This window comes from Pseudomonas sp. TH04, assembly GCF_016651355.1.
Classification (GTDB): domain Bacteria; phylum Pseudomonadota; class Gammaproteobacteria; order Pseudomonadales; family Pseudomonadaceae; genus Aquipseudomonas; species Aquipseudomonas fluorescens.
On sequence record NZ_JAEKEA010000001.1, the window covers coordinates 3,295,240 to 3,307,172 of the forward strand.

The following is an 11,933-nucleotide window of genomic DNA, read 5'->3' on the forward strand; positions in this document are numbered from 1 at the left end:
CGCCATGGATCTCCGCCAACTGCGCTACTTCATTGCGCTCAACAAGTACCGCAGTTTCGTGCGCGCCGCCGACGCCATGGGGATTACCCAGCCGGCCTTCAGCCGCAGCATCCAGGGCCTGGAGCAGGAGTTCGGCTGTGTATTGGTGGATCGCGCCAACAAAGACCTGCGCCCGACGCCCGAAGGCCAGGTGGTGCTGCAGCACGCTTTGGGCCTGGTGCAAGGTGCGGCGCTGCTGAGCCATGAAGTCACGCGCATGACCAAGCTCGACGCGGGCGAGGTTCGGTTTGGCAGCGATGCAGTGGCGGCGGTCAACCTGGTGCCCGTGACCATCGCCCGTTTTATCACGACCTACCCCAAGGTACGCGCCGCCCTGCAGGTGGATAACTGGGAAAAACTGGGGCGCAGCCTGAGCCGGGAAGAGATCGAATTCTTTATCGCCGATGTGCGTCACTTTGAAGCCGATCCGAACTTTCAGACCCAGGCCCTGACCCCGCGGCGCATGGCGTTTTTCTGCCGCACCGGGCACCCGCTGCTGGCCAAGGACAGCCTCTCCACCAATGACCTGTTCGATTACCCGTTGGCCGCGCCCTTGATGGCGCCCGGCATTCGCAAGGTACTGGCCAACCTCAGCGGGCGCATCGACTTTGCGCCCGCTGTCGAGCTGGAGCAGTTTTCCTCTCTGGCCACCCTCGTGCAGCAGTCAGACGCCATCGGCCTGGGGCCAGAAGAGGCCTTCGCCGACGCGTTCACCCACGGTGAGCTGACGCTGCTGCACTGGCGCAACCTGCCTCACACCCTGGAGAGCTTGAACCACCGCTGCGGCGTGATCAGCCGCGCTGGGGTGCGTTTATCGCCTGCGGCGAAGGTGCTGATCGAAGCCCTGCTGGCGGTGGAAAGCCGAGCCGATTGGCCCGCGAAAACGTGCCAAAATCATTGAAGCGCACGCCCATGTCGGCCATGACTTTGTGCGCCACTTTGGCCGTCATCTGGCGGATGTAAAACGGTTCCTTCACGACAAAATGATGGATGCCGTGGGTGCTGCCGAAGTTGAAGCAAAACGCCTGCAGCGGCCACATCCACCAGGGGTTGAGCACTTGGGTCTGCTGGATCACATTGCCCAGCTCCACATCGCCGTAGTAATGCATGTTGGAGCTGACAAAGTGCAGGCAAAAGGTGCGCAGCACGTTGGGGCCGATGATGACCACGGCGGCGATGTCGATAACCTGCATGACCTGCAAGGTGTTGGCTGACCAGGCAATCGGCACGCCCAGCAGGCTGGCAATGCCATTGGCGGCATGGAAACCGAGGAACACATACCACGCGCCCCAATGCAGCAGAGCCAATGGCGCGTACACCAGCAGCGAGCGCTTGAGGATCTTGAGTTTGTGGCCCCAGGTTTTCGCCCGCAGCATGCGGATAAACGCCGACATCACGTTATCCCCCACCATCAGCAGCCGCGCAACGCCCCACGGTTCACCATTGGTGATGGCGCGCTCCTCCATATCGGTTTCGGTCCCGGATACCTTGTGGTGGTTAAGGTGCAGGTGGCGGCGTATCCACGGGTTGATGGTGCTCGGGCGCGCCAGCCAGACCAGGCCCATCATCAGGTTGTGGGGCAGGCGTTGCTTGCGAAAGTACATGCTGTGGATCAGGTCGTGCTCCAGCTCGTGGGTCAGCGAGGCGAGGAAGGCATTGAGCAGCAGGCACACCCACCAGGCCATATGACCGCTGATGTAGAGCGCTGCCGAGCCGAGCATGCCGAGCAAGGCGAAGGCCAGGATACCGGCGCCCAGCGCGTCCTGGTGCCGCAGCCAGGGGTGCTGCTGGCGCAGTCTGGCGCCTTCGGCGAGCACCACTTCGCGGATATGCGCAGAACGCTGTTGTGCGTTCATCTGTTGGGGACTTGCAGAAGTACCGTCCATGCTCCCATCCTCTGGTTTATTGATAGATGCATCCTGGCCCAAGCGGTCCGCCAGGGCATCAGCCCCACACGCCAACCTGTTGACCGCAAGCGCCAATCGCCATGACCGAACCCACTTCCCTCGCCAGCTGGACCCGCGCCCTGCGCAAACAGCTCGATGCCCTGGACCTCGACAGCGCCGCGCTGTGCGCCCAGGCCGGGCTCGACCCACAGCAGATGGACGACCCCAACGCGCGTTATCCGCTGTCGGCAACCACGCGCTTATGGGAGCTGGCGGTGCAGGCCAGCGGCGATCCGGCAATCGGGTTACGGGTGTCGCGGTTTGTCAGCCCCACGACCTTTCATGCGCTGGGTTATGCGTTGGTGGCCAGCGGCAGCTTGCGCGAGGTGTTCGAGCGCATCGTGCGTTATCACCAGGTGGTCAGTGATGCGCTGACGCTGGAGCTTAGCCGAGAGGGCGAGCGCTACCACTTTCGCCTGCTGCAACCACCGGGCAGCCCGGCGCCGGCACTGGAAGCGATTGATGCGTTTGCGGCGATTTATGTGCGCACCTGCCGTAATCGACTGGGCCGCGAATACGCGCCGCTGGCGGTGCACCTGCGACGGCCGGAGCCAGCGGATTCCAAGCCGTGGCACACGGTATTCCGCGCGCCGGTGTTTTTTGGCGCGCAGGAGGACCGCCTGGAATTTGCCGCGCGAGACTTCGACAGCCATCTGGATGACGCCAACCCCGAACTGGCCGAACACAATGAAACCGTGCTCAAACGCACCCTCGCCCAGTTACAACCGCTGACCTGGGAGCGCAAAGTCCGCGCAGCCATCGAGGCGCAATTGCCGGAGGGCGAGCCGAGTGCCGAGCGGATTGCCCAGGCCCTGCACCTGAGCCTGCGCAGTTTGCAGCGGCATCTGGCGGATGAGGGCTGTCGGTTTGATGCGTTGCTCAATGAGTGCCGCGAGAACCTGGCGCTGCTGCACCTGCGGGACTTGCAGTGCTCGTTGGCCGAGATCAGCCATTTGCTGGGGTTCGCCGACACCAGCAGTTTCAATCGGGCGTTCAAGCGCTGGACGGGAATGACGCCGGGGCAGTTTCGCGATGGGTTGCGGTAGCGGAATGTGTAGCGGTTGTGAGGGCCTCATCGCGGGCAAGCCCGGCTCCCACAGTTTGACTGTGTTCACGCTGGCTTGCCTGCGATGGCGGCAGGGCGATTTTGGGTGACTGTGAGGGCCCCTTCGGGAGCAAGCCCCCTCCCACATTTTGATGGGTGAACCCAGTCAACTGTGGGAGCGGGCTTGCCTGCGATGGCGGCAGGGCGATTTTGGGTGACTGTGAGGGCCTCTTCGGGAGCAAGCCCCCTCCCACATTTTGATGGGTGAACCCAGTCAACTGTGGGAGCTGGCTTGCCTGCGATGGCGGCGGGGAGATTTTGGGTGACTGTGAGGGCCTCTTCGGGAGCAAGCCCCCTCCCACATTTTGATGGGTGACCCCAGTCAAATGTCGGAGCTGGCTTGCCTGCGATGGCGGCAGGGCGATTTTGGGTGACTGTGAGGGCCTCTTCGGGAGCAAGCCCCCTCCTACATTTTGATGGGTGAACCCAGTCAACTGTGGGAGCTGGCTTGCCTGCGATGGCGGTAGGGCGATTTTGGGTGACTGTGAGGGCCCCTTCGGGAGCAAGCCCCCTCCCACATTTTGATGGGTGAACCCAGTCAACTGTGGGAGCTGGCTTGCCTGCGATGGCGATAGCCCCGGCAAGCCATTAACTGGATCAGTCAGCGCCCACGATCACGGCGTAATAATTTCCTGACCCGCGCCACCAACGCCTTGGCATCGAACGGCTTGAGCAAATAATCATCCTCATGCAATTCCAGGCCACGCAGTCGATCTTCAATCCCGCCTGGTGTGGTCAAGAACAACATCGGCGTCTGCCCCTTCAACCGAATCGCCTGCTGCAACTTCCAGGCATTCAAGCCCGGCAGCATTACATCCAGGATAACCAGGTCGTACTCGGTGCTTTCCACGAAACGCAACGCCGCCATGCCATTGGCCGCGACTTCCACGGTGTAGCTCGCCTCGTTCAAGCCCTGGGCCATCCGCTGTGCTTCTTCGGATTCATGTTCCACTAACAGCACACGCATAACACACCTCGATTAATCAGGTTGGCAGGCTAACACCCTGGCGCGTGCGCCGCCTCACGCAGTCGCTGGGCATCGAGGATTTCGATCTCGCCATAGCCCAGGCGCACGATGCCCTGGGTTTGCAGGTCCTTGAGCAACGCATTGGTGGTCTGGCGTGACAGACTCAACATCGCCGCCAGGTCTTCCTGGGGCAGTTGCACACTGCTTCTGGAGGGTTGGATATCCCCGTAACCCTCAACAATCATCAATAAACGGTGGGCCAGTCGAACCGAGGCCGGCATCAGGCTGAGGTGTTCGAGGCCGATGAAACTCAGGCGCAGTTTCTGGCTCATCAGCAACGCCAGGTCGCGCCAGTATTGCGGGGTTTCATCCAGGATGTTCAACAACGCGCGTTGCGGCACCTGCAACAGCGTGCACGGCCCGACCGCGCAGGCATCGTGGGTACGCGGCAGGCCGTCGAACAGGCAGATTTCGCCGAACCAGTAAGGCAGTTCGACCTGGCTCAATACTGCCTCCTTGCCGTGCTCATTCACGGCGCTGATGCGCAGCGTGCCGTCGAGCACTGCGTACAGGCCACACGGCGGGTCGCCGCGTTTGAACAGGTATTGCCCCGCCGCCAGCTGCCGCTGCCGGGCGTGGGCCAGCAGGCTATGCTGAAAAGAACCCGGCAGGTGGCTGAACCAATGGCCCGTGGCCAACTGCGCGTGCCATTTCTCTGTGTGCATGACAACTCCGAAGATTGTCGCCCAGCTGACAGTCAGTCGCAGGCTGACAGGGCATGATCAACCATCCTACAGGAGGAACAACAATGAAAAGCCTCGTCGACCATCTCAGTCAATATGCCGCCTACCATCGCGACCCGCGCAATATCGCCAGCCATTTTATCGGCATCCCGCTGATTGTGGTGGCGGTGGCCGTGCTGCTGTCACGCCCGGAATGGGCAGTGGGCGCACTCTGGCTGTCGCCTGCGGTGATGCTGGCGTTGTTTTCAGCGTGGTTTTACCTGCGCCTGGAATGGCCCCTGGGCGTGCTGATGACGGTGCTGATGGGCTTGTCGGTGTGGGCCGGGCACGTGCTGGCGGCGCAGAGCACGATGGTGTGGCTCAGCAGCGGCATCGGCATGTTTGTGGTGGGCTGGGTGATTCAGTTTGTCGGCCACTATTACGAAGGCAAGAAACCGGCGTTTGTGGATGACGTGTCGGGGCTGATCGTCGGACCGTTGTTTGTGGTGGCAGAGGTGGCATTCATGCTGGGGTTGCGCGATGACCTGAAGCAGCAGATTGAGCAGCGGTCTGGGCCGGTGGAACGCCGTGATCTAAAGCCGAGCAAGGTCTAAATGTGGGAGCGGGCTTGCTCGCGAAAGCGGTGTATCAGTCGGTATATCTGTTGACTGACACCCTGCATTCGCGAGCAAGCCCGCTCCCACAGGGGTTTTGCAGTGGGCTCAGGCTTTCTGCCAGACCTTGGGCTTGAAGAACAGCGTCTCGCCACGGGCCAGGCCGGTGAGGCTGTCGTGGTCTTTCACCACCTCAGCTTCAATCAGCTCGCTCTGGCCTTCCACCTTCAAGGTCACCCGTGTAGTTGCACCCAACGGGCGAATATCGCGCACTTCGGCCGCATGGTGGTCTTCCAGCTCATGGCGCGACAGCGACACTTCGTGCGGGCGGAACAGCACGTGCTTGTCCTCGCCCAGGTGCAGGCGGTTGGAGTCGCCGAGGAAGTGGTACACAAAGTCGCTGGCCGGGTTTTCGTAAACGTCGCCCGGTGAGCCGATCTGCTCGATCACGCCCTTGTTCATCACCACGATACGGTCGGCGACTTCCATGGCCTCTTCCTGGTCGTGGGTCACAAACACCGACGTCAGGTTGATGTCTTCGTGCAGGCGCGCCAGCCAGCGGCGCAGCTCTTTACGGACCTTGGCGTCGAGGGCGCCGAACGGTTCGTCCAGCAGCAAGACTTTGGGCTCCACCGCCAGCGCACGGGCCAGGGCAATACGCTGGCGCTGGCCGCCGGACAGTTGCTCCGGGTAGCGATCAGACAACCAATCGAGCTGCACCATGTTCAGCAGTTCGTGAACCTTGGCCGCAATCTGGGTTTCGCTCGGGCGCTGGTTTTTCGGCTTCATGCGCAGGCCGAAGGCGACGTTGTCGAACACCGTCATGTGGCGGAACAACGCGTAGTGCTGGAACACAAACCCGACGTTGCGATCCCGCACGTCGTGGCCGGACACGTCTTCACCGTGGAACACAATGCTGCCGTCATCCGGGGTTTCCAGCCCGGCGATGATGCGCAGCAAGGTGGTCTTGCCGCAGCCGGACGGGCCCAGCAACGCCACCAGCTCGCCACTCTGGATGTCCAGATTGATGCTGTTCAGGGCCTTGAAGGCGTTGAAATTCTTGCTGACATTACGGACTTCAATCGACATGACTTATTCCTCACCGGCGCTTTTGCGCAGGCGGTTGATACGGTTCTCGCTCCACTGCTTGAGCAGCAGGATGAAGAGCGCCAGGATCAGCAACAGGCTCGCGACGGCAAACGCGGCGACATGGTTGTATTCGTTGTAGAGGATCTCGACGTGCAGCGGCAGGGTGTTGGTGACGCCGCGAATGTGGCCGGACACCACCGACACCGCGCCGAACTCACCCATCGCCCGTGCGGTACACAGCACCACGCCGTAGATCAGGCCCCATTTGATGTTCGGCACGGTCACGTGCCAGAACATCTGCCAGCCATTGGCACCGAGCAGGCGCGCGGCCTCTTCTTCCTGGGTGCCCTGCTCCTGCATCAGCGGGATCAGCTCACGGGCCACAAACGGCACCGTCACGAAAATGGTCGCCAGCACAATGCCCGGCAAGGCGAACACGATCTGGATGTCATGCGCCTGCAGCCACGGGCCGAAGAAGCCCTGGGCGCCGAACATCAGCACATAGACCAGGCCGGCGATCACCGGCGACACCGAAAACGGCAGGTCGATCAGCGTGACCAGGATGCTCTTGCCACGGAACGAGTACTTGCTCACGCACCACGCAGCGCTGACGCCGAACACCACGTTGAGCGGCACCGAGATCACCACGGCGATCACCGTGAGCTTCAGCGCCGACAGTGCGTCGGGTTCAAGGATCGCGGTGAAGAATGCGCCGAGGCCATTCTTCAAGCCCTGGGACACCACGATAAACAACGGCAGCAGCAGGAACAGCGCAAACACCAGCCAACCCAGGCTGATCAGAATACGTCGCGACACCGCGCTGCCACGACGGGCAGCGTTGGCCGAAGACGCGGCGGAAATAGACGATTGGGACATGTTCCGCGCCTCCTTATGGACGTTCGATGCGCCGCTGCAACAAGTTGATCAGCAGCAGCAGGACAAAGGAAACCACCAGCATCAGCACGCCAATGGAGGTGGCGCCGCGGTAGTCGTATTGGTCGAGCTTGACCATGATCAGCAGCGGCAGGATCTCGGTTTTCATCGGCATGTTACCGGCGATGAAGATCACCGAACCGTACTCACCCACGCCACGCGCAAAGGCCAAAGCGAAGCCGGTCAGCCAGGCGGGCAGCAATGCAGGCACGAGGATGTAGCGGAACACCTGCAATGGCTTGGCGCCCAGGCAGGCGGCGGCTTCTTCGACTTCCCGGGGGATATCGGCCAGCACCGGCTGCACCGTGCGCACCACGAAGGGCAGTGTGACGAAGGTCAGTGCCAGGGTGATGCCCAAGGGGCTGTAGGCGATCTTGAAGCCGAGGTCGGCGGCGAACTGGCCCACCAGGCCGGTCGGCGTGTACAGCGCGGTCAGCGCGATACCGGCCACGGCAGTGGGCAGGGCAAACGGCAGGTCGATCATCGCATCGATGATCTTGCGGCCGGGGAAGGTGTAGCGCACCAGCACCCAGGCCAGCAGCGTGCCGATTACGCCGTTGATCAGCGCGGCGTACAACGCGGTGCTGAAGCTCAGTTGCAACGCCGCCAGCACACGGGGTGCGGAAATGATGGCCCAGAACTGATCCCAAGTGAGTTGAGCGGCGTGGACAAACATCGCCGCCAGGGGGATGAGTACGATCAGGCTGAGGTACACCACGGTGTAGCCCAGCGTCAGCCCGAAGCCGGGTATGACGGGGGAAATACGACGCGACATAAGAGTCCTTGGTTAAAGGTAGAAACCACTGCAGGAGCGCGTTCCTCTGTGGGAGCTGGTTCATGTGGGAGCCGGGCTTGCCCGCGATGCAGCCACCTCGGTGTGTCAGCCACACTGCGGTGATGCTATCGCGGGCAAGCCCGGCTCCCACACAAGCCAGCTCACAGAGAGAAGCGGGACTCCTACAGGTACTTTGGCTTACTGCGCCGTGTAAATCTGGTCGAACACGCCACCGTCATTGAAGAATTTCGGTTGGGCAGTTTTCCAGCCGCCGAAGTCTTTGTCGATAGTCACCAGGTCCAGTTTCGGGAACTGCTGGGCGTATTTGGCAGCGACTTTCTCATCGCGTGGGCGGTAGAAGTTCTTCGCCGCAATCTCCTGGCCAGCCGGGCTGTACAGGTGTTTGAGGTATTCAGTGGCAATCTCGGTATTGCCCTTCTTCTCGGCGTTCTTGTCGACCACTGCCACCGGCGGCTCAGCGAGGATCGACAGGGACGGCACGACGATGTCGAACTTGTCGGCGCCGCCGTCTTCTTTCAACGCCAGGAACGCCTCATTTTCCCAGGCCAGCAACACGTCACCCTGACCGTTGTTGACGAAGGTGATGGTCGAGCCGCGAGCGCCGGTGTCGAGGATCGGCACATGCTTGAACAGCGCTTGAACGTATTCCTGCGCCTTGGCTTCGCTGCCGCCGGCTTTGAGGCCATAGGCCCAGGCGGCGAGGAAGTTCCAGCGGGCGCCGCCGGAGGTTTTCGGGTTCGGGGTAATCACCGAAACGTCTTGCTTGATCAGGTCGCCCCAGTCCTTGATGCCTTTAGGGTTGCCCTTGCGCACCAGGAACACGATGGTCGAGGTGTACGGCGTGCTGGCGTCCGGCAGGCGGGTTTGCCAGTTCTCCGGCAGGGTCTTGCCCAGCTTGGCGATTTCGTCGATGTCGCCGGCCAGCGCCAGGGTGACGACGTCGGCGCGCAGGCCGTCGATCACTGCACGGCCTTGCTTGCCGGAGCCACCGTGGGATTGCTGGATCTTGACGTTGTCACCGGGGTGCTCTTTCTTCCAGAAGCTGGTGAATTCAGCGTTGTAATCCTGGTACAGCTCACGGGTAGGGTCATACGAGACGTTAAGCAACTCGTAGTCCTTGGCAACTGCGGAACCGGCAAACACGGCACTGGCCAGTGCGGCGAGGGCGTAACGGCGAATCGACGACATAGAAGGCTCCTGAAATTCTAGGTGTTGGCTTTTTCTTATAATTGCGGGTCTATCGCCGTTATTGCTTAGCTCGGTTTGTTACCCGGGTTCTGCAAACGGAATTTTTCTTTGCGTTCGATCTGCACCACTTGGGCGTTATGCACAGTGATTTCCACCGCGCCGAACCGCAGGTCGCGCAAGGCGCTCTGGATCTCACGCAAAATGGCTGCTTCGTCCTGGCCGTCGACGCTACGTAGAGATGCGCTCATGGTCTCGCTCCTGAAATGAATAGTGCCTGGCAGTGGCGGCACTGCTTGCGGCGTGAGGGCGATAGTAGATAAGCGCGGATATTCTTAAAAATACTATTTAAGAATGTTTATATAACCAGAAAGAATTTTCTGCCAAGACGTGGGGTTGCGAGGTTTTTTACGCGTGCGACACTGAAAATAAGCCATGCCGAAATCCAAAGGTGGGAGCGGGCTTGCTCGCGAATGCGGTGAATCAGTCAATACACCTGTTTCTGACAGACCGCTTTCGCGAGCAAGCCCGCTCCCACATTTTGACTGTATTTCAAGTCCTGATAGCTGGCGCACGCTCCCAATCAATTTCAGTTGCCGGCATCGGCCGCCCGAACCAATAACCTTGCCCCATATCGCACGCCTGCTCCGACAGAAACCGCGCCTGCTCAACCTGCTCAATGCCTTCGGCCTGCACCTGCATGCCCATGCTTTTGGCCAGGGCGATCACCACGCGCACGATGGCGGCGTCGTCTTCGTCCCACGGCAGCCCGGCGACAAAACCCTGGTCGATCTTGAGCTTCTGCACCGGCAAGCGCTTGAGGCGCAGCAACGATGAATAGCCAGTGCCGAAGTCATCAATGGCCAGGCGCAAGCCCAGCTCACGCAAGCGATGCAATTGCTCAAGGGCCACTTCGGGGTCATCCATCACCGCGCTTTCGGTGACCTCCAGCTCCAGAAACGCCGGATCAAGGCCTGTTTCATGCAGCACTTGGGCGACTTGTTCGTACAGCTCGCGCCGGGCGAACAGACGGCTGGAGACATTCACCGCAACAAAGCTCAACGGTGCGCCCTCGGCCAACCACTGGCACATCTGGCGACAGGCCTGGTCCATCACCCAGGCGTCGATATCGGCAATCAGCCCGGTGCGCTCGGCGATGGGGATAAATTCCCCCGGCGGCACCAGGCCGCGCTCCGGGTGTTGCCAGCGCACCAGCGCTTCGACGCCGAGCAGGCGGCTGTCTTGCAGGTTATGCACAGGCTGGTAATACACACGCAGCTCTTGCTGTTCGAGGGCGCGGCGCAGTTCGCTGGCGATTTCCACGCGATTCTGCGCGTGGGCGGTCAGCTCTTCGGTGTACAACGCATACCCTTCCCGACCGACGCTCTTGGCCTTAAACAGCGCGGAATCCGCATTGCGCAGCAACTGTTGGGCGCTCAGGGCGTCACTGGGGAACAGGCTGATGCCGACGCTGGCGCTGATAAACAACTGGTTGCCGTCGAACACGAAGGGGTCTTTCATCGCATCGAGCATGCGCTGTGCGATCGCGGCAGCCTGAATCACCTGTGGACAACTTTCGGCCAGCACGGCGAACTCGTCCCCACCCAGGCGCGCCAGCGTCACGCCGGGGCCAAACAGGCCTTTGAGGCGCTCGCCCACCGCCTTGAGCAACTGATCACCGACGTTATGGCCGAGGCTGTCGTTGATGATCTTGAAGTGGTCCAGGTCCATCAACAACAACGCACAGCCACGCTTGTGCACTTGCGCCGAGGCCAGCGCCTGTTCGGCACGGTCGGTAAACAGCAGGCGGTTGGGCAGGTCGGTCAGCGGGTCGTGATGGGCGAGGTGCGCCAGTTCGTGCTCGGAGTCCTTGATGGCGCTGATATCGGAAAACACCGCAACGTGATGGCTGACCTGGCCTTGGTCGTCGTGGATCACACGGATGGTTTGCCACTGGGGATAAATCTCACCGCTTTTACGCCGGTTCCAGATTTCACCGCTCCACTCACCCTTGTCCTCCAGGGTCTGGAACATTTGCTGATAAAAATTCGACGAATGGCGCCCGGACTTGAACAGGCTGGGGCGCTCGCCCATGACGTCTTCTTGTTGGTAGCCGGTGATTTCCATGAACGCCCGGTTGACGTGCACGATCAGCCCTTGGGCGTCGGTGACCAGCACCCCTTCGCGCGTGCAATCGAACACGGCGGCCGCCTGGCGCAAGCGCTCGCGGTTTTCCTGCTGGGGTAGCTGAACTTGATGAGCGCGGACAAAACGGACGCAAATCAGGTAAATAACCAACGCGCTGAGGGCCACCCACACGTACCCGCGCACCTGCAGCCAGCGCACTAACGCGTGCGGCTCATCAAGAAAGTTGATCAATAGCTGCTGGCTGAGCTGGAGCCAAACAATGGAAACCAGCAGATATACCAGCCCCACACGCAGGGCACCTCGGTATGAAAACAGCATAGGTTCAGTAATCCTTACCAAAAAAACAAAATCGCCCTACAAAGGCTGCGGATTATAGAATAAGAAACATC

General features: G+C 61.0%; 12 protein-coding genes. 3 read left to right on the forward strand and 9 right to left on the reverse strand.

The genetic code is table 11. The features are described 5' to 3' along the window. The first annotated feature begins 4 nt into the window (after nt 1–4). The gene (locus JFT85_RS14835; protein ID WP_078827600.1) at nt 5–940 is read left to right on the forward strand and encodes a LysR family transcriptional regulator; all 936 of its coding nucleotides are present in this window, start codon (nt 5–7) and stop codon (nt 938–940) included. On the opposite strand, the gene JFT85_RS14840 is transcribed toward JFT85_RS14835, so the two are convergent. Continuing rightward, nucleotides 831–1,925: a fatty acid desaturase gene (locus JFT85_RS14840; protein WP_201230062.1), complete on the reverse strand. Its 1,095-nt coding sequence runs from the start codon at nt 1,923–1,925 to the stop codon at nt 831–833. The genes JFT85_RS14835 and JFT85_RS14840 overlap by 110 nt on opposite strands. A gap of 101 nt (nt 1,926–2,026) precedes the next feature. Here JFT85_RS14840 and JFT85_RS14845 point away from each other — a divergent pair, with 101 nt between their 5' ends. Beyond that, the gene (locus JFT85_RS14845; protein ID WP_078827599.1) at nt 2,027–3,031 is read left to right on the forward strand and encodes an AraC family transcriptional regulator; all 1,005 of its coding nucleotides are present in this window, start codon (nt 2,027–2,029) and stop codon (nt 3,029–3,031) included. A 660-nt stretch (nt 3,032–3,691) separates the two neighbouring features. Here the strand turns inward: JFT85_RS14845 and JFT85_RS14850 are convergent. Together JFT85_RS14850 and JFT85_RS14855 are read right to left on the reverse strand one after the other, a co-directional pair. Beyond that, nucleotides 3,692–4,057 (reverse strand): response regulator, encoded by a 366-nt coding sequence (locus tag JFT85_RS14850; protein ID WP_053253777.1) that lies wholly within the window; start codon nt 4,055–4,057, stop codon nt 3,692–3,694. Nucleotides 4,058–4,086: 29 nt separating this feature from the next. Next, nucleotides 4,087–4,782 carry a Crp/Fnr family transcriptional regulator gene (locus JFT85_RS14855; protein WP_073637941.1) on the reverse strand — a complete coding sequence of 232 codons (696 nt, stop codon included), beginning with the start codon at nt 4,780–4,782 and terminating at the stop codon, nt 4,087–4,089. An 83-nt stretch (nt 4,783–4,865) separates the two neighbouring features. Here JFT85_RS14855 and JFT85_RS14860 point away from each other — a divergent pair, with 83 nt between their 5' ends. Further along, the gene (locus JFT85_RS14860) at nt 4,866–5,393 is read left to right on the forward strand and encodes an Mpo1 family 2-hydroxy fatty acid dioxygenase (protein ID WP_169876176.1); all 528 of its coding nucleotides are present in this window, start codon (nt 4,866–4,868) and stop codon (nt 5,391–5,393) included. 108 nt (nt 5,394–5,501) lie between these two features. Here JFT85_RS14860 and JFT85_RS14865 read toward each other — a convergent pair whose 3' ends face one another. From JFT85_RS14865 to dibA, 6 genes are all read right to left on the reverse strand, one after another. After that, a complete protein-coding gene (locus tag JFT85_RS14865) occupies nt 5,502–6,482 on the reverse strand; it encodes a sulfate/molybdate ABC transporter ATP-binding protein (RefSeq protein WP_053253774.1) in 981 nt (326 codons plus the stop codon). Nucleotides 6,483–6,485: 3 nt separating this feature from the next. Continuing rightward, complete coding sequence (gene cysW / locus JFT85_RS14870; RefSeq protein ID WP_053253773.1) at nt 6,486–7,358, reverse strand: sulfate ABC transporter permease subunit CysW; 873 nt, start codon at nt 7,356–7,358, stop codon at nt 6,486–6,488. A 13-nt stretch (nt 7,359–7,371) separates the two neighbouring features. Further along, nucleotides 7,372–8,190, reverse strand: a complete 819-nt coding sequence (gene cysT, locus JFT85_RS14875; RefSeq protein WP_053253772.1) for a sulfate ABC transporter permease subunit CysT — start codon at nt 8,188–8,190, stop codon at nt 7,372–7,374. Nucleotides 8,191–8,388: 198 nt separating this feature from the next. Continuing rightward, nucleotides 8,389–9,399, reverse strand: a complete 1,011-nt coding sequence (locus JFT85_RS14880; protein WP_053253771.1) for a sulfate ABC transporter substrate-binding protein — start codon at nt 9,397–9,399, stop codon at nt 8,389–8,391. A 65-nt stretch (nt 9,400–9,464) separates the two neighbouring features. Beyond that, complete coding sequence (oscA, locus tag JFT85_RS14885) at nt 9,465–9,647, reverse strand: sulfur starvation response protein OscA (protein WP_003170956.1); 183 nt, start codon at nt 9,645–9,647, stop codon at nt 9,465–9,467. A 301-nt stretch (nt 9,648–9,948) separates the two neighbouring features. After that, entirely contained in the window at nt 9,949–11,862 is a 1,914-nt protein-coding gene (dibA, locus tag JFT85_RS14890) for a phosphodiesterase DibA (protein WP_201230063.1), read from the reverse strand. Nucleotides 11,863–11,933 lie beyond the last annotated feature (71 nt).

What these genes read in the sequence shown, in the direction of transcription:
- JFT85_RS14835 (WP_078827600.1), top strand. Translation starts at nt 5, where the DNA reads ATGGATCTCCGCCAACTGCGCTACTTCATTGCGCTCAACAAGTACCGC.
- JFT85_RS14840 (WP_201230062.1), bottom strand. Translation starts at nt 1,925, where the DNA reads ATGGACGGTACTTCTGCAAGTCCCCAACAGATGAACGCACAACAGCGT.
- JFT85_RS14845 (WP_078827599.1), top strand. Translation starts at nt 2,027, where the DNA reads ATGACCGAACCCACTTCCCTCGCCAGCTGGACCCGCGCCCTGCGCAAA.
- JFT85_RS14850 (WP_053253777.1), bottom strand. Translation starts at nt 4,057, where the DNA reads ATGCGTGTGCTGTTAGTGGAACATGAATCCGAAGAAGCACAGCGGATG.
- JFT85_RS14855 (WP_073637941.1), bottom strand. Translation starts at nt 4,782, where the DNA reads ATGCACACAGAGAAATGGCACGCGCAGTTGGCCACGGGCCATTGGTTC.
- JFT85_RS14860 (WP_169876176.1), top strand. Translation starts at nt 4,866, where the DNA reads ATGAAAAGCCTCGTCGACCATCTCAGTCAATATGCCGCCTACCATCGC.
- JFT85_RS14865 (WP_053253774.1), bottom strand. Translation starts at nt 6,482, where the DNA reads ATGTCGATTGAAGTCCGTAATGTCAGCAAGAATTTCAACGCCTTCAAG.
- cysW (WP_053253773.1), bottom strand. Translation starts at nt 7,358, where the DNA reads ATGTCCCAATCGTCTATTTCCGCCGCGTCTTCGGCCAACGCTGCCCGT.
- cysT (WP_053253772.1), bottom strand. Translation starts at nt 8,190, where the DNA reads ATGTCGCGTCGTATTTCCCCCGTCATACCCGGCTTCGGGCTGACGCTG.
- JFT85_RS14880 (WP_053253771.1), bottom strand. Translation starts at nt 9,399, where the DNA reads ATGTCGTCGATTCGCCGTTACGCCCTCGCCGCACTGGCCAGTGCCGTG.
- oscA (WP_003170956.1), bottom strand. Translation starts at nt 9,647, where the DNA reads ATGAGCGCATCTCTACGTAGCGTCGACGGCCAGGACGAAGCAGCCATT.
- dibA (WP_201230063.1), bottom strand. Translation starts at nt 11,862, where the DNA reads ATGCTGTTTTCATACCGAGGTGCCCTGCGTGTGGGGCTGGTATATCTG.